This is a genomic window from Paraburkholderia xenovorans, from assembly GCF_046030735.1.
In the GTDB taxonomy this organism is placed as follows: domain Bacteria; phylum Pseudomonadota; class Gammaproteobacteria; order Burkholderiales; family Burkholderiaceae; genus Paraburkholderia; species Paraburkholderia xenovorans_A.
The window spans coordinates 43,131-63,976 of the sequence record NZ_JAQQBV010000031.1 but is presented as its reverse complement, the minus strand read 5'-3'; the positions used below and the strand labels follow the sequence as shown (position 1 = coordinate 63,976).

The 20,846-nt window shown below is 63.4% G+C and carries 18 protein-coding genes; 9 read left to right on the top strand and 9 right to left on the bottom strand.

Translation table 11 applies throughout. The annotated features are described in order from the left end of the window. Positions 1-92: 92 nt before the first annotated feature. The 3 genes from PQQ51_RS26060 to PQQ51_RS26050 are packed head-to-tail and all read right to left on the bottom strand — an operon-like array spanning position 93 to position 3,053. A complete protein-coding gene (locus PQQ51_RS26060) occupies positions 93-1,547 on the bottom strand; it encodes an NAD(P)(+) transhydrogenase (Re/Si-specific) subunit beta (protein WP_408499812.1) in 1,455 nt (484 codons plus the stop codon). After that, the gene (locus PQQ51_RS26055) at positions 1,547-1,879 is read right to left on the bottom strand and encodes an NAD(P) transhydrogenase subunit alpha part 2 (protein WP_028198874.1); all 333 of its coding nucleotides are present in this window, start codon (positions 1,877-1,879) and stop codon (positions 1,547-1,549) included. The genes PQQ51_RS26060 and PQQ51_RS26055 overlap by 1 nt, the downstream gene beginning before the upstream one ends. Positions 1,880-1,910: 31 nt before the next feature. Beyond that, a complete protein-coding gene (locus tag PQQ51_RS26050) occupies positions 1,911-3,053 on the bottom strand; it encodes a Re/Si-specific NAD(P)(+) transhydrogenase subunit alpha (RefSeq protein WP_408499811.1) in 1,143 nt (380 codons plus the stop codon). Between the two features lie 256 nt (positions 3,054-3,309). Here PQQ51_RS26050 and PQQ51_RS26045 point away from each other — a divergent pair, with 256 nt between their 5' ends. From PQQ51_RS26045 to PQQ51_RS26035, 3 genes are all read left to right on the top strand, one after another. Next, positions 3,310-3,804 carry an NUDIX hydrolase gene (locus PQQ51_RS26045; RefSeq protein ID WP_408499810.1) on the top strand — a complete coding sequence of 165 codons (495 nt, stop codon included), beginning with the start codon at positions 3,310-3,312 and terminating at the stop codon, positions 3,802-3,804. Between the two features lie 39 nt (positions 3,805-3,843). Then, on the top strand, positions 3,844-5,019 hold the full coding sequence (gene mnmA, locus PQQ51_RS26040; protein ID WP_408499808.1) for a tRNA 2-thiouridine(34) synthase MnmA: 1,176 nt from the start codon (positions 3,844-3,846) through the stop codon (positions 5,017-5,019). Between the two features lie 112 nt (positions 5,020-5,131). Continuing rightward, positions 5,132-6,742: an FMN-binding glutamate synthase family protein gene (locus PQQ51_RS26035; RefSeq protein WP_408499807.1), complete on the top strand. Its 1,611-nt coding sequence runs from the start codon at positions 5,132-5,134 to the stop codon at positions 6,740-6,742. Between the two features lie 103 nt (positions 6,743-6,845). Here PQQ51_RS26035 and PQQ51_RS26030 read toward each other — a convergent pair whose 3' ends face one another. Further along, positions 6,846-7,316 carry a hypothetical protein gene (locus PQQ51_RS26030; protein ID WP_408499806.1) on the bottom strand — a complete coding sequence of 157 codons (471 nt, stop codon included), beginning with the start codon at positions 7,314-7,316 and terminating at the stop codon, positions 6,846-6,848. Positions 7,317-7,770: 454 nt separating this feature from the next. Between PQQ51_RS26030 and glyQ the strand changes: the two genes are divergently transcribed. From glyQ to PQQ51_RS26005, 5 genes are read left to right on the top strand one after another with little or no spacing between them, the layout of a single operon-like run. Then, a complete protein-coding gene (gene glyQ / locus PQQ51_RS26025) occupies positions 7,771-8,778 on the top strand; it encodes a glycine--tRNA ligase subunit alpha (protein ID WP_408499841.1) in 1,008 nt (335 codons plus the stop codon). A gap of 15 nt (positions 8,779-8,793) precedes the next feature. Next, entirely contained in the window at positions 8,794-10,893 is a 2,100-nt protein-coding gene (gene glyS, locus PQQ51_RS26020; RefSeq protein ID WP_408499805.1) for a glycine--tRNA ligase subunit beta, read from the top strand. A 10-nt stretch (positions 10,894-10,903) separates the two neighbouring features. Then, positions 10,904-11,458: a D-glycero-beta-D-manno-heptose 1,7-bisphosphate 7-phosphatase gene (gene gmhB, locus PQQ51_RS26015; RefSeq protein ID WP_408499804.1), complete on the top strand. Its 555-nt coding sequence runs from the start codon at positions 10,904-10,906 to the stop codon at positions 11,456-11,458. Between the two features lie 40 nt (positions 11,459-11,498). After that, the gene (locus PQQ51_RS26010) at positions 11,499-12,257 is read left to right on the top strand and encodes a lysophospholipid acyltransferase family protein (RefSeq protein WP_408499803.1); all 759 of its coding nucleotides are present in this window, start codon (positions 11,499-11,501) and stop codon (positions 12,255-12,257) included. A gap of 44 nt (positions 12,258-12,301) precedes the next feature. Then, a complete protein-coding gene (locus PQQ51_RS26005; RefSeq protein WP_408499802.1) occupies positions 12,302-13,192 on the top strand; it encodes a M48 family metallopeptidase in 891 nt (296 codons plus the stop codon). Between the two features lie 273 nt (positions 13,193-13,465). On the opposite strand, the gene gloA is transcribed toward PQQ51_RS26005, so the two are convergent. The 5 genes from gloA to PQQ51_RS25980 all read right to left on the bottom strand — a co-directional run bounded on the left by gloA (position 13,466) and on the right by PQQ51_RS25980 (position 19,338). Beyond that, entirely contained in the window at positions 13,466-13,852 is a 387-nt protein-coding gene (gloA, locus tag PQQ51_RS26000) for a lactoylglutathione lyase (RefSeq protein ID WP_408499801.1), read from the bottom strand. Between the two features lie 100 nt (positions 13,853-13,952). Further along, positions 13,953-15,587, bottom strand: coding sequence for a long-chain-fatty-acid--CoA ligase (locus PQQ51_RS25995; protein ID WP_408499800.1), 1,635 nt, complete (start codon positions 15,585-15,587; stop codon positions 13,953-13,955). A gap of 24 nt (positions 15,588-15,611) precedes the next feature. Further along, complete coding sequence (locus PQQ51_RS25990; RefSeq protein WP_408499799.1) at positions 15,612-17,432, bottom strand: alkyl sulfatase dimerization domain-containing protein; 1,821 nt, start codon at positions 17,430-17,432, stop codon at positions 15,612-15,614. 137 nt (positions 17,433-17,569) lie between these two features. Continuing rightward, a complete protein-coding gene (locus PQQ51_RS25985; RefSeq protein ID WP_408499798.1) occupies positions 17,570-18,259 on the bottom strand; it encodes a TetR/AcrR family transcriptional regulator in 690 nt (229 codons plus the stop codon). Positions 18,260-18,381: 122 nt separating this feature from the next. Next, positions 18,382-19,338, bottom strand: coding sequence for a LysR family transcriptional regulator (locus PQQ51_RS25980; protein WP_408499797.1), 957 nt, complete (start codon positions 19,336-19,338; stop codon positions 18,382-18,384). A 104-nt stretch (positions 19,339-19,442) separates the two neighbouring features. On the opposite strand from PQQ51_RS25980, the gene PQQ51_RS25975 reads away from it, so the two are divergent. Next, positions 19,443-20,792 (top strand): MFS transporter, encoded by a 1,350-nt coding sequence (locus PQQ51_RS25975; RefSeq protein ID WP_408499796.1) that lies wholly within the window; start codon positions 19,443-19,445, stop codon positions 20,790-20,792. Positions 20,793-20,846: the final 54 nt, after the last annotated feature.

Below are 20,846 nucleotides of genomic sequence, written 5' to 3'. Positions count from 1 at the left end.
TCAGAAGCGCCGCGGTTCGCAGCCGCCGTCAGGCAAACCGCGAACCGTCGTAGCAATGAGCAGCAATAAGCAATAAGCACTAGTGAGCGCCCCTACTCCACCGCCTTCACCATATCCTCGATCACCTTCTTCGCGTCGCCGAACACCATCATCGTCTTGTCCATGTAGAACAGGTCGTTGTCGAGACCGGCATAACCCGCTGCCATCGAACGCTTGTTCACGATCACCGTGCGCGCCTTGTACGCCTCGATGATCGGCATGCCCGCGATCGGCGACTTCGGATCGTTCTTCGCGGCCGGATTCACCACGTCGTTCGCGCCGAGCACCAGCACCACGTCGACCTGACCGAACTCGCCGTTGATGTCGTCCATCTCGAACACCATGTCGTACGGCACCTCGGCTTCCGCGAGCAGCACGTTCATATGGCCAGGCATCCGGCCGGCCACCGGATGAATCGCGTACTTCACCTCGATGCCCTTCTCCACCAGCTTGTCGGTGAGTTCCTTCAACGCATGCTGGGCACGCGCCACCGCAAGGCCGTAACCCGGCACGATCACCACGGTTTCAGCATTGCCGAGCATGAACGAAGCGTCATCGGCAGAACCCGCTTTCACCGGACGCTGCTCGGCCGAGCCGCCCGCCACCGCCGCGCCCGCGTCGTTGCCGAAGCCGCCGAGAATCACGTTGAAGAACGAACGGTTCATCGCGCGGCACATGATGTACGACAGGATCGCACCGGACGAGCCGACCAGCGAACCCGCGATGATCAGCATCGGATTGTTCAGCGAGAAGCCGATCCCCGCCGCCGCCCAGCCCGAATACGAGTTCAGCATCGACACGACCACCGGCATATCCGCGCCGCCGATCGGGATGATGATCAGCACGCCGAGCACGAACGCGATGATCGTCATGATGATGAACGGCAGCCACGATTGCGTGAGAAAGAAGATCACGCCGAAGCCGATCATCCCGAGCGCGAGCAGCAGGTTGATCAGATGCTGCCCGGCATAGACGACCGGCGCGCCCTGGAACAGCCGGAACTTGTACTTGCCCGACAGCTTGCCGAACGCGATCACCGACCCGGAGAACGTAATCGCGCCGACGAACGTGCCGATGAACAGTTCGACGCGATTGCCGTACGGCAGGAAGCCCGGCGCCGTGTTGTCGGGATCGATCAGCCCGAACGCGGACGGCTCCGACACCACCGCATACGCGATACACACGGCGGCAAGACCGATCAGCGAGTGCATGGCCGCGACCAGTTCCGGCATCTTGGTCATCTCGACGCGCGCGGCGACGAATGCGCCGACCGCACCGCCGACCACCAGCGCGACCAGCAGCAGCCCGAGACCCAGACCGAGATTCGAGCCGAGCCCGTTGGCCTGCTTGACGATCAGCGCGATCGTCGTGAGGATCGCGATCGCCATCCCGGCCATCCCGAAGGTATTGCCGATGCGCGCGGTCTTCGGATTGGACAGCCCCTTGAGCGCCTGAATGAAACAGACCGACGCAACCAGATAAAGCAGCGTGACGACGTTCAGACTCATTACGCGTTCTCCTTGGCCGTCTTGTCCGCGATCAGCTTCTTCGGCTCTTTCTTCCTGAACATCTCCAGCATTCGCCTCGTCACCAGGAATCCGCCGAACACGTTCACCGCCGCGAGCGCGACGGCCAGCGTGCCGAAGAACTTGCCGGTGTCGCCGACGGTGAGACCTGCCGCAAGCATCGCGCCGACGATCACGATCGCCGAAATCGCGTTGGTCACGGCCATCAGCGGCGTGTGCAGCGCGGGCGTGACATTCCAGACCACGTGGTAGCCGACGTAAATCGCCAGCACGAAGATGATCAGATTGATGACGGTGTGGTTGATGACTTCCATCGCCGTTCTCCTATGTATTTATTGATTCGCTTCAGGTCTTGCGTGCGACTTCGCCGTCACGGGCCAGCAGCGTGGCCGCGACGATGTCGTCCGCGAGATCGATGTTCAGTGCGCCTTCTTTCGTGACGATCAGCTTGAGGAAATCGAGCAGGTTGCGTGCGTACAGCGACGACGCGTCGGCGGGCACCATCGAGGCCAGGTTCGTATAGCCGACGATCGTCACGCCATGCTTGATCACCACCTGGTCCGCTTCGGTGAGCGGACAGTTGCCGCCGCGCCGCCCTTCATAGTCGGCGCCGCGTCCTGCCGCGAGGTCCACCAGCACGGAGCCCGGTTTCATCGCCTGCACGGTGTCGACCGAGATCAGCGTCGGCGCGGCGCGGCCGGGAATCAACGCGGTGGAGATCACCACGTCCGCCTGCTTCGCGCGCTCATGGACCAGCGCCGATTGACGCGTGAGCCACGAAGGCGGCATCGGCCGTGCGTAGCCGCCTACACCTTGCGCGGCTTCGCGCTCTTCGTCCGTTTCGTACGGCACGTCGAGGAATTTGGCGCCGAGCGATTCGATCTGCTCCTTCACAGCAGGACGCACGTCGGACGCTTCGATTACTGCACCGAGACGCTTCGCTGTCGCGATCGCCTGCAAACCGGCCACGCCCGCGCCGAGAATCAGCACGCGCGCCGCTTTCACGGTGCCGGCGGCGGTCATCAGCATCGGCATGAAGCGCGGATAAAGCGTGGCGGCCAATAAAACCGCTTTGTAGCCGGCGATGTTCGCCTGCGAGCTCAACACATCGAGGCTCTGCGCGCGCGTGGTGCGCGGCGCGGCTTCCAGAGCGAACGCAGTAATGCCTGCCGCCGCCAGCTTTGATGAGTTTTCTGTATTAAACGGATCGAGCATGCCGACCAGCGTCGCGCCGCGTTTGAGCAGCGGCAACTCGGTATCGGTCGGCGACTGAACCTTGAGGACGAGCTCCGCGCCGAACGCGGTGGCCGCGTCGACGAGTTCCGCGCCGGCGGCTGCGAACGCTTCGTCAGTAAAGCTCGCGCCGGTGCCGGCGCCGCTCTGGATCGTGACCCGGTGGCCCTGGGTCACATACTTCCTGACCGTTTCGGGCGTCGCGGCGACGCGGGTTTCGTGCGCGCGCGTCTCAGCTGGCACTCCGATGTGCATCGTTGTTCCTCCTCGACTTCCTGTTTTTACGACAGATGCGCCGACGAGGCACGCCGGCTTGCGATTGCAACGGCTAACGCGTCACTGTAACCGATACAGGGGGGTGCGCCGAAATCGGGGACAATCCGGGGTTGCCCGGCGCACGGGGGCGCGTCAACACGTTGGCGAACGCGTCGACCACGGACGCCGCGACGCCCTCGCAGCCGATCGCCCGCCTCCGGGCAACGCCCGCCCATAACCGGTAAAATGCGCACCCATGAAACCGGAAACCTGGGCGCCGCACGTGACGGTCGCTGCCATCGTCGAACGCGACGGACGCTTCCTGATGGTCGAGGAACACACATCCGCGGGGCTGCGGCTGAATCAGCCGGCCGGCCATCTCGACGCGGGCGAAACGCTGCTGGAAGCGGCGCTTCGTGAAACGCTCGAAGAAACCGCGTATCCGTTCACGCCCGACGCGCTGGTGGGCATGTATATGACGCACTTCGACCGCGTCGGCAGCGCAGGCGACACGTATCTGCGCTTTGCCTATTGCGGCAGCGTCGGCGAACCGGATGCGAGCCGCGCGCTCGATCCCGACATCGTCCGCACGGTATGGATGAACGCCGACGAATTGCGCGCGTGTCCCGAACGGCATCGCACACCGCTCGTCATGCAATGCATCGACGATTACCTCGCCGGCCGCCGTTTCCCGCTCGACTTCGTGCACACGCATTCGGTCGGGCCCAAAGGAGCGGCCCAGCGCCAATGAACGGTCCAACGAAATGACGCAGTACCCAGTGAGTATCTTATGAGCAAGCAAAAAGTCGTAGTAGGCATGTCGGGCGGCGTCGATTCGTCGGTGACCGCGTGGCTGCTGAAGGAACAAGGCTACGACGTGGTCGGCCTGTTCATGAAAAACTGGGAAGACGACGACGACAGCGAGTACTGCTCCACACGCCAGGACTGGATCGACGTCGTCTCGGTGGCGGACCTGATCGGCATCGACGTCGAAGCGGTCAATTTCGCCGCCGAATACAAAGACCGCGTGTTCGCCGAATTCCTGCGCGAATACTCGGCGGGCCGCACGCCGAATCCAGACGTGCTGTGCAACGCCGAGATCAAGTTCAAGGCCTTCCTCGATCACGCGATGTCGCTCGGCGCGGAAACCATCGCGACCGGCCACTATGCACGCGTGCGCGAGAACAACGGCCGCTTCGAACTGCTGAAGGCATTCGATCACACGAAAGACCAGTCGTACTTCCTGCATCGGCTGAACCAGGCGCAACTGTCGAAAACGCTGTTTCCGCTCGGCGAGATTCCGAAAACCAAAGTACGCGAAATCGCCGAACAGATCGCGTTGCCGAATGCGAAGAAGAAAGATTCGACCGGCATCTGCTTTATCGGCGAACGGCCGTTCCGCGACTTCCTGAACCGTTATCTGCCGACGAAACCAGGCCCGATGAAAACCACCGACGGCAAAGTGGTCGGCGAACATATCGGGCTCGCGTTCTACACGTTCGGTCAGCGCAAAGGCATCGGGCTAGGCGGCAGCAAGGAAGGCAGCGGTGAACCGTGGTTCGTCGCCGGTAAAGACATTGCATCGAACACGCTGTATGTCGCGCAAGGCCACGACCATGCGTGGCTGCTCAGCCACACGCTCTCTGCGGGGAACACGAGCTGGGTGGCTGGCGAGCCGCCGGTGGACGGCTTCGCGTGCGGCGCGAAGACCCGCTACCGGCAAGCGGACGCGCCGTGCACGTTCAGCGCGGCCGGCGTCGGGCAAGGTCAAAGTCAAGGTCAAGGTCGGGATCAAGGCCTGTTCGAGCTGACTTTCGACACCGCGCAGTGGGCTGTCACACCGGGGCAATCGGCGGTGCTCTACGATGGCGACGTGTGCCTCGGCGGCGGCATCATCGAACATGCGGTGACCGGCCAGCCGCCGGTGCGTCAGCCGCAAACGGCAGCTTTGCTGAGCGCGCGTTGAGATTCGTTTCACCATAAAAAAGCAGGCGTTCGTTTTCCTTCGCGGTGGATGCCGTCTGCGCCGACAGCGTGGACGATCCCGCCGTGACGATCTTCACTGCACTGGAGTCCCCATGCTTTCTCGACGTTACCTCGCGATGTGGTGCGCGCTTGCGCTGCTCGCAGTCTGTGCCGCGCTCGCCGCGACGCATCACCTTTCGTGGTTCTGGCTCGTCGTGCCGGTGGCGCTCGTCGCGCTCGGCCTGTTCGATCTCGCGCAGCAACGCCATGCGATCCTGCGCAACTATCCGTTGTGGGGGCACTTCCGCTTCCTGTTCGAATTCATCCGGCCGGAGATCCGCCAGTATTTCGTCGAAGACGATACCGACGAAAAACCGTTCTCTCGCGCGCAACGCAGCATCGTCTATCAGCGCGCGAAGAACGACGTCGACAGCCGCCCGTACGGCACCGAACTCGACGTGAAAGCGGTCGCGCACGAGTGGATCAGCCACTCGCTCGCGCCGACCACGCTCGACAACCACGACTTCCGCGTCGTGGTCGGACCCGACCGCGAGCAGCCTTACTCGATGTCGATCTTCAACGTGTCGGCGATGAGCTTCGGCTCGCTGTCGGCCAACGCGATCATGGCGCTGAACCTCGGCGCGAAGAAAGGCAATTTCGCGCACGACACCGGCGAAGGTTCGATGTCGAAATATCACCGCGAACATGGCGGCGACATCATCTGGGAAATCGCGTCGGGCTACTTCGGCTGCCGTAACGACGACGGCACCTTCAGCGCGGAAAAATTCGCGAAGCAGGCCGCCGAGCCGCAAGTGAAAATGATCGAAGTGAAGCTCTCGCAGGGTGCGAAACCGGGGCACGGCGGCGTGCTGCCGGCCGCGAAGATCACGCCGGAGATCGCCGAAACGCGCGGCGTGCCTATGGGCCGCGATTGCATTTCGCCGGCCACGCACTCGGAGTTTTCGACGCCGCGCGGGTTGCTCGAATTCGTCGACCGGCTGCGCACGCTGTCCGGCGGCAAGCCGACCGGCTTCAAGCTGTGCATCGGGCATCCGTGGGAATTCTTCGGCATCGCGAAAGCGATGCTCGAGACGGGGATTCTGCCGGACTTCATCGTCGTCGACGGTGCGGAAGGCGGGACCGGCGCGGCGCCGCTCGAATTCACGGATCACGTCGGCGTGCCGTTGCAGGAAGGACTGCTGCTGGTGCACAACACGCTGGTCGGGATCGGTTTGCGTCAGCGGATTCGGATCGGCGCGAGCGGCAAGATGATCACGGCGTTCGACATCACCCGAACCCTCGCGATCGGCGCGGATTGGGTCAACGCGGCGCGCGGCTTCATGTTCGCGGTGGGTTGCATTCAGGCGCAGACGTGCCACACGGGGCGCTGTCCGACCGGCGTCGCAACGCAGGACCCGGTGCGTCAGCGCGCGCTGGTGGTGCCGGACAAGGCCGATCGCGTGTTCAACTTCCATCACAACACGCTGCATGCGCTGAAGGAAATCATTCAGGCCGCGGGGCTCAAGCATCCGGCCGAGTTGCGCGCGCATCACATCGTGCGGCGCGTGTCGTCGCATGAGGTGCAGTTGATGTCGGAATTGCTGAAGTATCTGGAGCCGAACGATTTGCTGAAGGGCAATTATCGCTACACGCTGTTCGAGAAATACTGGCCGCTCGCGCAAAGCGATTCGTTCGCGCCGAAGGTGGAGTTGGCGGCGACTTAACTGATTATGACGACGGCCAGTTGCTGTGCCGATCGGTTGAACGAAAAAGGCGCGAAGTCCTCGCGCCTTTTTCATTACCATCACGTGGCGGCATTAACGCCGATTAATGCGCAACGGTCTCGGGTCGTGCGTCTGCTTTATCGCACAGCGGAACCTTCACGTGCATTGAAGTGTGTCGACCAGCGCCGGCCAGCTTCGCGCTCCGTTCGTTGCCCACTTCCACCTCTGCTGCTTCGGACAGAAGCTTCGCAGCACATCGGGCCGTGATACGGCTATGAGGCACGCCCTTCGCATTGAGGGCGATCACCTGGTAAAGCTCGCGGTCGCACTCAACCTCTTGCTCATAGCCCTCGGCAGTTTCAACCAGCAGTTCCAACAGCGCTTTCTGACTTTGTCGTTCCGCCCTTGTCAGGGAGGGACTCCTGCGGATTGAAGCCGCAAGCGTGGCCAGTCTTCTGAGTTGGTCCAACTGACGGTCGCACAGATTGTGCGCCGATAAGGCGAGCTTTTCGTACTGAAGCGCGTCAACGGGGGGGCGTGTTGCAGGCTGCTGCTTTTTCGTGATTTTGCTCATGGCGCGATTTCCGGTTGGTTCCTGAATCGCCCGACACTCGCTTGAAGAAAGGGTGAGCGGGCACATAGCAAGGTTGACGGACCGGGAGCTAGACCAAAACCGGCGAGCCTCGCGGCTCCCTCACCATGGCCCGCCCATAGAAAAGACGCGCGTTGGTGAGCACCACCCACTTTCGCGGGCAGTGCGGTCGAACTCGGCGGGCCGTCAAACCCGCGCCGTTTGTCTAACGGCGGAAACAATGTAAATCACCTGTTTTTTGAGAGGATCAACCGGACAGGCTAAGCGCGCGAATTATAACCAATCTTTACATTCGCCCCGCTGCCATGCCCAGTCCCCCGCCAAAACGGACACCCCCCTCCCTTTCCGTTAAAATCTACGGTTTAGCACTTCGCTCCACGGCCAGCCCGCGCGCTTCGGCGCTTCCGGGCGCGGCCCCATGCCCGAAAGGCACTTCATGCTCACGTTTCAGCAAATCATCCTGACCTTGCAGTCCTACTGGGACAAACAGGGTTGCGCGTTGCTCCAGCCGATCGACATGGAAGTCGGCGCGGGCACGTCCCACGTCCACACCTTCCTGCGTGCAATCGGTCCGGAACCGTGGCGCGCGGCGTACGTGCAACCGTCGCGCCGTCCGAAAGACGGCCGTTACGGCGAGAACCCGAACCGCCTGCAGCATTACTACCAGTACCAGGTCGTGCTGAAGCCGGCGCCGGAAAACATCCTCGATCTGTACCTCGGCTCGCTCGAAGCGCTCGGCTTCGATCTGAAGCAGAACGACGTGCGCTTCGTCGAAGACGACTGGGAAAATCCCACGCTCGGCGCGTGGGGTCTCGGCTGGGAAGTGTGGCTGAACGGGATGGAAGTGACCCAGTTCACGTACTTCCAGCAAGTGGGCGGTCTGGATTGCAAGCCGGTGCTCGGCGAAATCACCTACGGTCTCGAACGTCTCGCGATGTATCTGCAGAAGGTCGAGAACGTGTACGACCTCGTCTGGACCGAGTGGGAAGAGCAAGGTCCGAACGGGCCGGAAATCCGTCGCCTGACTTATGGCGACGTGTATCACCAGAACGAAGTCGAACAGTCCACTTACAACTTCGAGCACGCGAACGTCGATCTGCTGTTCACGTTCTTCAACAGCTACGAAGCTGAAGCCAAACGCATGATCGAAGCGCAAATCGCGCTGCCCGCGTATGAGCTGGTGTTGAAGGCCGGCCATACGTTCAACCTGCTCGACGCACGCGGCGCCATTTCGGTCACGGAGCGCGCGGCGTACATCGGCCGGATTCGCGCGCTGTCGCGTCTGGTCGCGCAGGCTTACTACGACTCGCGCGAGAAGCTCGGTTTCCCGATGCTCGGCAATCCGGTGCACGGCGTGCCCGGCCTCACCACCGACGCGCAAGATGCCGCAATGCCCGCATGGGCGCCGCCGCTGAAAGTCGAACGCAAGATCGATCCGGACTGACGAGAACACGAAGAAATGACTCAATCCCACCAAGCTACCCTGCTCGTCGAACTGCTGACCGAAGAACTGCCGCCGAAAGCGCTGGCCCGTCTCGGCGACGCATTCGCCGAAGGCATTGCGCAGCGCCTCGCGGCGCGCGACCTGATCGAAGGCGAGCTGTCGTTCGAACGGTATGCCACGCCGCGTCGCCTCGTGGTCACCATCAAGAACGTGCGTTCGGTCGCGCCGGAAAAACAGGTGCGCGAAAAAGTGCTGCCGGTGTCGGTCGCGCTCGATAAAGACGGTCAACCCACCGCGCCGCTCGCGAAGAAACTGGCCGCGCTCGGCTTTCCCGATTTCTCGGTGAGCGACCTGGAGCGCGCGCAGGACGGCAAGGCCGAAGCCTTCTTCCTGCGCTACGCGGCACCGGGCGCCACGCTCGCCGACGGCTTGCAGGCCGCGCTCGACGAAACGCTGACGAAACTGCCGATCCCGAAGGTGATGACGTATCAGCGTCCGGACGGCACCAACGTGCAGTTCGTACGTCCGGTGCAGCGCCTCACCACGCTGCACGGCGACCAGGTCGTGCCGGTCACGGCGCTCGGCATCGACGCAGACGACACCACGCTCGGCCACCGCTTCCTGTCCGAAGGCTTCGTGCAGATCCAGCACGCGGATACCTACGCGGACACGCTGATGCATAAAGGCCGCGTCGTGCCGAATTTCGCCGACCGCAAGGCAACGATCCGCACGCACCTGCTCGCGCAAGCCGACGGCGATCAGGTCGTGATGCCGGAAGCGCTGCTGGACGAAGTGACGTCGCTGGTCGAATGGCCGGTGGTGTACGCGTGCCGTTTCGAGGACGAATTCCTGCAAGTGCCGCAGGAATGCCTGATCCTCACGATGCAAACGAACCAGAAGTACTTCGCGCTGACCGATGCGAACGGCAAGCTGCGCTCGCGCTTTCTGATCGTGTCGAATATCGAAACGGCTACGCCGGGCGATATCGTCGAAGGTAATGAACGCGTGGTGCGTCCGCGTCTGGCCGACGCGAAGTTCTTCTTCGAGCAGGACAAGAAGAAGCCGCTCGCCGAGCGCGTGCCGTTGCTCGCGAACGTCGTGTATCACAACAAGCTGGGGTCGGCGCTGCAACGCGTCGAACGCGTCGAGGCGCTGTCCGGCGCGATCGCCGGACTGACCGGCGCGGATGCCACGCTCGCGAAGCGCGCGGCGCGTCTCGCCAAGGCCGATCTGATCACCGACATGGTCGGCGAATTCCCCGAACTGCAAGGCACGATGGGCACGTACTACGCGCGCCACGACGGCGAGCCGGAAGAAGTCGCGCTCGCCTGCTCGGAACACTATCAGCCGCGTTTCTCGGGCGATGCGCTGCCCACCACCGCAACCGGCACGGTCGTCGCGCTGGCCGACAAGCTCGAAACGCTGGTCGGCATCTGGGGCATCGGCCTGCAACCCACTGGCGAGAAAGACCCGTTCGCGCTGCGTCGTCACGCGCTCGGCGTGCTGCGGATTCTGGTCGAGAAGCAATTGCCGGTGGACTTCGTCGAACTGCTGCGCACCGCCTACGCGACGTTCGCCGCGGTGCCGAACGTCGCCGATTCGACGCAAGCCATTTACGAATTCAGCATGGACCGTCTGCGCGGCTTGCTGCGCGAACGCGGCTACGCACCGGGTGAAATCGACGCGGTGCTGGCGCTGAACCCGACACGTCTCGACGACATCGTCGCGCGTCTGGATGCCGTACGCGAGTTCGCGGCGCTGCCGGAAGCGGCTTCGCTCGCGGCGGCGAACAAGCGGATTTCGAACATCCTGAAGAAGTCGGACAGCCCGACGACCGGCGGCGTGCAGGTCACGCTGCTGATCGAAGCGGCGGAAAAAGCGTTGCACGCGCAACTGGAGCAGGTTGCGCCGCGCGTGCAAACGCAACTCGCCGCACGCGACTACACCGGCGCGCTGACCGCGCTCGCCGCGTTGCGTGAACCGGTCGATACGTTCTTCAACGATGTGATGGTCAACGCCGACGATCCCGCGTTGAAAGCCAACCGTCTGGCCTTGCTCGGCGCACTGCATCAGCAGATGAATTGCGTCGCCGACATTTCCCGACTCGCCGCCTGAGCCCGCCGCCATGCCGACCAAAAAAGTGGTGATCCTCGACCGCGACGGCGTGATCAACGTCGATTCCGACGCGTTCATCAAGTCGCCGGACGAATGGGTCGCGCTGCCGGGCGCGCTCGAAGCGATCGCGCGCCTGAACCAGGCCGGCTATCGTGTGGCGATCGCGACGAACCAGTCGGGCATCGGCCGCGGTCTGTTCGACATGAACGCGCTCAATGCGATGCATCTGAAAATGCATCGGATGGCGGCGGCGGTCGGCGGCCGGATCGACGCGGTATTCTTCTGCCCGCACACGGCCGAAGATCACTGCGAATGCCGCAAGCCGAAGCCCGGCATGCTGAAGATGATCGCCGAGCGTTTCGAAGTCGATCCGGAAGATACGCCGGTCGTCGGCGACGCAATGCGCGACCTGCAAGCAGGCGCGGTGCTCGGCCATCCGACTCATCTGGTGTTGACCGGCAAAGGCCGCAAAACGCTCGAAGCGGGCGGCCTGCCCGAAGGCACGCGCGTGCACGACGATCTGCGCGCGTTCGCGCTCGACTTCCTCTCCGCCGCCCAAGAGTGACGCGCGCCGCGCGCGTCCCCAACCCTCACCGACCACGCCGATGCGCTTCATTCGTTCCCTGCTGCTGCTGATCTACTTCGTGCTCTTCACGGTGCCGTACGCAACCGCGTGCTTCATCGCGTTCCCGTTCATGCGCGCCGACAACCGCTACTGGATGGCCGCCGGCTGGTGCCGCGCAACGCTTCACACGGTGCGCTGGCTGAACGGCATCCGCTACAACATCGAAGGCTTCGAGAACCTGCCCGACGGTCCCGCCGTGCTGTTGTCGAAGCATCAATCGGCGTGGGAAACGCTCGCGTTTCCCGCGTTGATGCCGCGGCCGCTGTGCTACGTGTTCAAGCGCGAATTGCTGTACGTGCCGTTTTTCGGCTGGGCGCTCGGCATGCTGAAGATGGTTCACATCGATCGTAAAGAAGGCAAGTACGCGTTCGATTCCGTCATCAAGCAAGGCAAGGCGCGTATGGCGGAAGGCGCGTGGGTCATCATGTTTCCCGAAGGCACGCGCACGCCGACCGGCAAGCAGGGCAAGTACAAAACCGGCGGCCCGCGCTTTGCGATCGCCAGCGGCGCACCGGTCGTACCGATCGCGCACAACGCTGGACGCGTGTGGCCGCGCAACTCGTTTCTCAAATATGCGGGTATAGTCACAGTGTCGATCGGCAAGCCAATCGACACGACGGGGCTCACGCCCGATGAAGTGAACACGCGCGTCGAACAGTGGATCGAAGCTGAAATGCGCCGTATCGATCCTACCGCGTACCGCGCGGCGGATAGTTCCTCCGCCGCCGCACCAATCTGACGCGCCCACGCCCTCGAAGGCGTAATTGCGCGAAGCCGAATCCGATGCAGAAGTCTCCTACGTCGCAGCCCGCTGCGGCGCTCGAAAACCGGCAACTCGATCTCCCGCTCTTCGCCGAGCCGGGGTCGACGTCGTCGTCCCCGTCACCGTCCGCGCCGTTGGCCGGCTCGCAAAGCGGCCAGCCTCCGGCCGTGCCGCTCGCGCCCGACGGCAGCAAGCTGCGCAGCCTGACCATCGGTTCGCGCACGCTGCACTATGTGCTCAAGCGTTCGGCGCGCCGCTCGATCGGTTTTGCAATCGACAGCACCGGCTTGATGATCACCGCACCACGCTGGGTCACGCTTGCCGATATCGAAACGGCGATCACCGAAAAGCAGCGCTGGATTTTTACCAAGCTGATTGAATGGCAGACACGCGTCGAACAACGCGCGCTGCCGAAAGTCGATTGGAAAGACGGCGCCGAAGTCCCGTATCTCGGTCATCCGGTGCGCGTGACGCTCGGCTCGCCGCAAGGCATGCTGGCGTTCAACGCGGAAGAAGCGGCGTTGCAATTGCCGCTGCCGCTGCAAGCAGATCCGCAGCAGATCAAAGACCGCGTGCAGGGCTGGTTGCAAGGTGAAGCGAAGCGCCTGTTCGGCGAACGTCTCGCGATCTACGCGGAGAAGCTCGGCGTCAACTATCGCGCGTATGCGCTTTCATCAGCGGCGACACGCTGGGGCAGTTGTTCGAGCGACGGCAAGATCCGTCTGAACTGGCGGTTGATCCACTTTCCGCTGTCGATCATCGACTACGTGGTCGCGCACGAACTCGCTCATCTGCGCGAGATGAACCACAGTCCGCGTTTCTGGCAAACGGTCGAATCGATTTTTCCGGAGTTCCGCGAGGCGCGACAAACATTGAAGTCGCATCCGCCGGAATTGCTGCCCACGCTTTGAAGCATTGCTGCTTCTTCGCAGCGTCTGGACAAAAAGTAGCGCTTCGACTCGAAGCGCTACTTTCATTAATGCTCGCGCAGGCCGGCGTGATCCAGCGCGGCGCCCGACGTCATCACCCGCGCGAACGACTGAGCGAAGCGCGCCATGATGCGCTCCACTGCGCGCGATCCGCGGAACCATCGAACAGCGCCTGGATTTCGACGTGGATGTCGGCAAGTTCTTTGAAGTAGGGATTGCTGTTATTCGTTGCTGATCTTCGTCCCGCCGCTTACGTCACTTTTTCTTCTGGATGAACTCGATCTTGTAGCCGTCCGGATCTTCGACGAATGCGATCACCGTCGTGCCGTGTTTCATCGGGCCGGCTTCGCGCACGACCTTGCCGCCTTGCGCCTTGATCTTGTCGCACGATGCGTACGCGTCGTCGACTTCGACGGCCAGGTGGCCGAACCCGCTGCCGAGTTCGTACGACGGCGTGTCCCAGTTGTGAGTCAGTTCGAGGACGGTGCCGCTGCGCTCGTCTTCATAGCCGACGAAAGCGAGCGTGAATTTGCCTTCGGGATAGTCGTTGCGACGCAGCAATTTCATGCCGAGCAACTCGGTGTAAAACGCGATCGAACGATCCAGGTCGCCGACGCGGAGCATGGTGTGAAGCAGGCGCATGATGCACTCCCTGTGCTTGGTGTGAAAGACCGACAATGTACCCGGAATCACGCGGCGCTGCAGAGTGTGGAGCGAGTCGCGAGACGCGCTCCACACCGTTTCATGCGGGTTTTTTGGCTTCGTCGCGTAACGCCCGGCGCAGAATTTTGCCGACGTTGGTCTTCGGCAATTCGCTGCGGAATTCGATCAGCTTCGGGCGCTTGTAGCCGGTCAATTGCGCCTTGCAGAACGCGAGAATGTCCGCTTCGCTGAGCGCCGGATCTTTCTTCACGACGTACAGCTTCACGGCCTCGCCCGCTTCCGCGTCCGGCACGCCGACCGCCACTACTTCGAACACGCCCGGATGCCGCGCCACGACATCTTCGACTTCGTTCGGATAGACATTGAAGCCCGATACCAAAATCATGTCCTTCTTACGGTCGACGATCTTCACGAAGCCCTGCTCCGTCATCACACCGATGTCGCCGGATTTGAAGAAGCCGTCCGGCGTCATCACTTTTGCCGTTTCGTCGGGCCGGTTCCAGTAGCCGGCCATCACCTGCGGCCCGCTGATGCAGATTTCGCCGCGCTCGCCGGGCGGCACTTCGTGGCCGGCATCGTCGCGAATGGAAATTTCCGTGGACGGCAACGGCAAGCCGACCGTACCGTTGAACGTGCTCGAATCGGGACGGTTGGTGGTCGCGCACGGCGAGGTTTCCGATAGCCCGTAGCCTTCGACGATCGGCACGCCAGTCACCGCGTGCCAGCGTTGCGCGACCGCCTGCTGCACCGCCATGCCGCCACCGTTCGATTGCAGCAGCTTCGAGAAATCCAGTGTGGCGAATTCCGGTTCGTTCAGCAGCGCGTTGAACATCGTGTTCACGCCGGGGAACGAGTTGATCGCATAACCGCGCAGTGCGCCGATCAAGCCCGGCAGATCGCGCGGATTCGGAATCAGAATGCCGAGGCCGCCGCACCGCATCGTCAGCAAAGCGCAGATCGTCAGGCCGAAGATGTGATACAGCGGCAGCGCCGCAACGGTGATGGTTTGCTCGATGTCGGTACGAGCGCGATACACGGGCTCGCGCCACACTTCCGATTGCAGCACGTTGGCGATCAGGTTGCCGTGCGTGAGCGTCGCGCCTTTGGATACGCCGGTAGTGCCGCCGGTGTATTGCAGCACCGCGACGTCGTCGCGCGTCAGCCGGACAGGCGTGAAGCCCGTGGCCGCACCGCGAGCGATCGCTTCGCTCAACGCAATGCTTGCGCTCGGCGACGATCGTGCATCGCCGGCGATTTCCGAGAGCGACGTCACCACGACATGTTGAATCGACGTGCGCGCCCGGACCACGTCCAGCGTTCCAATGAAGTTGTCGAGCAACACGATTGCTTCGGCGCCGCTGTCGTTCAACTGATGCTCGAGCTCGCGCGGCGTGTACAAAGGATTGACGTTCACGAGCACGTATCCCGCACGCAGCACGGCCGCCATCACCACCGGATACTCCAACACGTTCGGCAGCATTGCGGCGATCCGCGTGCCGCGCGCAAGACCCAGCGATTGAAACCACGCCGCGAGATCGCGCGATTTCGAATCGAGCTCGCCGTAGGTCAACACGCGCCCCATGCAGACAAACGCCTGCCGTTCGCTGTGCTCGACGAAACTCTGTTCGAACAGCGCGCCGATGGAGTCAAAGCCCGTCACGTCGATTTCCGCCGGCACGCCCGGCGGATACGACTTCAACCAGATTTTTTCCATGTCTCCTCCATTTGCATTACGTGCCTAGCGCGCCGCCAACACCGGCATCCGGCGCGAAGGCGGATCGAAGCACGCGAAGAATGCACGCAACTGTTCGGGCGTGCCGCGCTCCAGCGCGACCGTGCCGCTCTCGAGCCCTTTCTGCAATTGCGTCGCCATATCGCGCAGCATCCCGTACAGCGCGCTGCTTCCCACCGCGAGTTGAACGTCGACCGAGGCAGGCACACGCTCGTGGACTTGCAGCACGCCGTGCCGCAATTCGAGCGCATACGTTTCGTTGCGATCGGCGATGCGAAACGCGAGCGTCATATGCACACCGGCCCCGCGCAGCGGATCGACATTGACGCTAAAGCGCTGGAACACGTTGCGCAAAGGCTGCGCGCGCAACACATCCGTCGATGCAAAACTCGCGCTGCCCGCAAACGGCAAGTCGTCGTAAGCGTGTTCCAGTTCGAGCGCCGCGCTCAGATACCAGTTGCGCCAGTTCGTGTTCACCGTGCGATAGCCGAGCTCACGCAACGCGTTGGCCTTCACGTTACGCGCGTCGGTATCCTGCGTGTCGATATGGACCAGCAACGTGGCCAGTTCCGCGGCCCAACGCCAGTCGCCGTCGCCGAGCGCGATGCGCGCCGCCGCACGCACCGCTTCCACACCGCCCATCATGTCGACCATGCGTTGCGAGCGTTCGACACGCGGCAGCGGATCGAGCGAAGCCGGATCGCCGTCGAACCAGCCGAGCTGGCCGCTGTACACCTGCCGCACCGAATGCTTGACCGTGCCGTAGTACTCGCCGAGCCACGCATGCTCCGCCAGATGCGGCGGCAGCGCGGGAATCGCTTCGGCGAGTTCGTCCGGGCTCAGGCCGAAGTTCATGTGGCGAATCGTCTGATCGTGGATGAACTGGATCGCGTCGCGATACACGCACAGCACGTCGGCCACATGCTGCGCGCCCGATACCGGGCGGCCATGCGCCGGCACCATATGCGCCGCGCCGAAGCCGCGCATCATGTCGATGGTCTGATACCAGCGCACCGGATCGCGGTAGCGCGTGCCGCGCAGCGTGTGCACATTCGCGAGGCACTCGCCCTGGATCACCTCTGCCGACAGCAGCACGCCGAGGTCGGGCAGCCACATCACGATTTCATCGTCGGCTTCGGAAGGCGCGTAACGGAACTCGAAACGCACGCCGGCCAGCACGATGTCGAGCCGCTCGTCGAATACACGGGTCGGCGCGAAGAAACTCGCCGGCTCGGCGACCAGCACCGGGCCGATGCCCGCGTTGACCTTGCCGGTCGCGCCGGCCGGCAGCAGCGTGCCGAAGCTGTACGCCGAACGCGTGGCGAGAATCGGCGCGACGAGATTCGCGTTGTTGATGACCGTCTCCATTAGCGAGCGGTGCGCGATGATCTCCACGCTGCCCGCCGCGAGCGCGGCTTCATCCACAAATGCGCGCACGCCGCCGGTGTGGTCGGTGTGATTGTGCGTGTAGACCACTGCCTTCACCGGCAAGCCGGCGTGGCGCGGATCGATCGCGCAGAAGTCCTCGTAAATGCGCTTCGCCGCCGACACCGCTTCGGTCGCGTCGATCACCACGATGCCGTCGTCGCCGACCACGAAGATGATGTTCGCGATCGCGTAACCCACCGCGCAATACACGCGCTCGGCGACGCGATAAATGCGCTGCGCCATCCGCCGCGAATGTTCGGTGAGGCGTGGCGGCACGGTCGGCGCGGAAATGGCGAACGCGAGATTCACGCCCGCGTCGAACGCGACGTCGAGTGGGTCGCCGATATGCGGCGCGTCGAATTCGGGCTTGCGGACCAACTCGGGGCAACAGGGGGTCATGCGGTGTCTCCTTGAATATCCGGCTGCGCGCGGCGTGAGCCTGGAGCTCAGCGCCACCCAGCCTTTCGATCATCGTCTTTCGACAAATGCCAATTTCAGGAATCGGAATTCTGATTCCGATTTTTGAGCAAAAAAAATCAATCGACCGGCAGCGCAAGGCAGCGCCGAAGCTGCGCCTGCAACCAGGGCCGCAGCCGGCGGCTGCTCAAGGTCAAAGGCCCCGGGTCGTTCAGCACGCTATTGACCAGCATGCCGAGAATCATCTGCAGCGTCGCGCGGACTTCGAAGTCGAGCGCGCGGGTGGTGGTTTCGCCGGCAGGCAGCTTGCGCTCACGGGCCAACGCACTGACAACGCGCGGCACGATCAGCGCCAGCGCTTCGTGATTGGTTGCCTTCATCGCGTCCCAGTTCGCGTTGCGCTGCGAAGTGCGCAGCAAGGACGCGTGATACAGCCCGCGATTGCGCCGGAACGACAACACGTAAAACGCGACGACGGCGTCCGCCAGCGTGGCCGCGTCATCCGAACGCCAGGCCGGATCGCGCTCGATGGTGTCGCGCAAATACGCGAGACCCTGCTCCATCGCCGCGGCCTGCACGACTTCGAAAAAGCTGTCCTTGTTGTCGAAGCGCCGATAAAACGCGCCGATCGACGTGCCCGCACGCTCGACGATATCGTTGATCGATAACTCGTCGAGATTGCCGCTCGCTTCGATCATTTCGCGGCCGGCCTGCAGCATGCGCGCGAGCCCTTGCTGGCTGCGCGTCTGGCGCGGTACGGCAAGCGCGCTCGCGGCGGTGTCGCGTGAAGGGGCGGTGGTCGTGGTCATACGGGGTTCAAATTCGCTTTGCTGCTTCGCTGTTCGATGCATCGGAAGACGCCGGAAAAACCGGAATCTGGATTCCGGATCGTCCGTGATCGGGATGACGTTGTCAATCGCACCCAGGGTAATCACCGGGCCGGTACGTCCGGATGCAGCAGCGCGTGCGCGTCGCGATTGGCGTCTTCCAGCACCTGCTCGGCGAGGCCGAGCGCCGAGTGCGCGGCCGGCGACGGCGTGCGCTCGGCCAGATAAACCAGCGCGAACTCGAGCGCAAGACGCGGCGGATTGCTCAACGGAATACGTGCAAGCCGCCGTGTCTCGATATCGCTGCGCACCGCCGACGCGGTGGCGAACAGCACCGCATCGGTTCTCGCGACGACGTCCTTCAGAACCGCGACATCGTTGCATTCGACCTGAAACGGAATCTGCTCGTGCGCGCGATATTTGAGCAACCGATGCAGCGCGTCCTTCATGAAGGCCGGCAGGCTCACCGAGACCAGCGGAAACTCTCGCAACGCCGCGAGCGGCACGGTGCCGCGCGCGAGCAGCGGATGTCCGGGGCGCGCGAACCAACCGCCCTCATGGCGCGGCAAACGCCGCAGGGTGACGTCCGGCGTGACAGGCGGCACGCGCCGGTCGGTGACGAGAAAGTCGATCTGTTCCGAACGCAGCTTGGCGAGCAGCGCTTCGCCTTCGCCGAGCTCGATCGACACCTTGATCTTCGGAAAGCGGCGGGCGAACTCCACCAGCAGATCAGGCAGCAGGATCACGGCCGCGTAGGGCCCGAGGCCGATTCGCACCTCGCCGAGTTCGTGGGCCTTCAGCAGTTCGACGTCGCGGAACAGGCAACGCGTTTCGAACAGCACACGCCGCGCACGCTCGACCAGCAGCCGGCCCGCAGCCGTCATCGCGACGCCTCGCGCGGCGCGATCGAACAGCTTCATGCCGATTTCCTCTTCCAGCGCCTGGATGCTGCGGCTCAGCGCGGGCTGGCTCAGATGCACCCGCTCGGCCGCGCGCGCGAAGCTACCTTCCTCCGCGAGCGCGATCAGATGAGTCAGGCGGCGGGAATTGACCTCATGCATATTTTGCAAGCTCCCGATGATGAGAATGCACTTGAACTATTCAGTTATACCACCTCAAATGGGCGAAAACCCAGCGCCCTCGCGCCCATCAAGGAGACATGCTTTTGCCGAATTCAATCAGCCACACGCAGCGCGGCGCCGCACTCGCTGGCGGCGCTCCATCCGCGCAGTCCACTCAGGCGCGCGACGCGGCGCGGGGGCGCCGCTGGGTGGTCGTCGCGTCGCTGTTCCTGTTCATGCTGATCAACTTTGCCGACAAAGCGGTGCTCGGTCTCGTGGCCGTTCCGTTGATGCACGACATGCAGTTGACGCACGGACAGTTCGGCCTCGTCGGCAGCGCGTTTTTTCTGCTGTTCTCGATTTCCGGCATTGCGGTCGGACTGATGGCCGACCGCGTCAACATGAAGTGGCTGCTCGCCGCGCTCGCGCTGATCTGGGCGGTCGCGCAACTGCCGCTCGCATGGCCGACCAGCTTTGCCGTGCTGGTGCTGTGCCGCGTGCTGCTCGGCGCGGGCGAGGGACCGGCGTCGCCGCTCGCGCTCCATGTGGTCTACACCTGGTTCGACGACCGCGAACGCAACCTGCCCACCGCGATCGTTCAACAGGGCGCGACCGCGGGCGTGATCATCGCCGGGCCGTTGCTCACCTATATCTCGCAACGCTGGCACTGGCACGCGACCTTCCTCACGCTCGGCGCGGTCGGCATCGGCTGGACCGTGTTGTGGCTGTGCGTGGGCAGAACCGGCAATCGGCATCACGACGCGTCGCCCACGTTCGCAGCGGCGCAAGCACATGGGACCTCGGAGCGAACCACGTTACCGGGGTTTCGCCGCATGCTGGGCGACCGCACGGTGATCGGCGTGATGCTGCAATGCTTCGTCGGCTATGCGGTGATCGCGGTCGGCTTTACGTGGGTGCCGGCGTACTTCCGGCTCGGGCTCGGCTTTGCGGCCACCCAGGCCGGCTGGCTGTTCGCGCTGCAAGTGGCGGCACAGATTCCGCTCGGCATCGCGCTCGCAATGTTTTCGCATCGGCTGCTCAAGCGCGGCGTGTCGTCGAAGGCGGCGCGCGGCCGGCTGATCAGCGCGGCCTGCGTGGTGAGCGGCGTCGCTTATTGCGCGTTGTTGTTGAGCGCGCCGCCGTTCGTCAAGGTCGCGTTGATGGCACTCGCCAGCGCGTTGGCGATCCAGACGTTTACCTTCGGTCCGATGCTGGTGGCCGAGGTCGCACCGGTCGCGCGGCGCGGCGCGTTGCTGGCGGTCACCAATTCCATCGTCACCACGGCCGGATTGATCGGCCCGATCGCCATGGGCAAGCTGCTCGGCACGGCGGGAGACGCGAGCGGATATGAAATGGGGTTCGCGGTGACTGGCGTGCTGCTGCTGGTGGTCGGTGCGGCCGGGTGGGTGTTGATCGATCCGCAACGCTCGAAGCAGCGGATGGAAGCGGCCTGACACTGCCGCGCGGATGCCATATCGGTACCTGCGCGGTACCTGCGCGGCATCGGC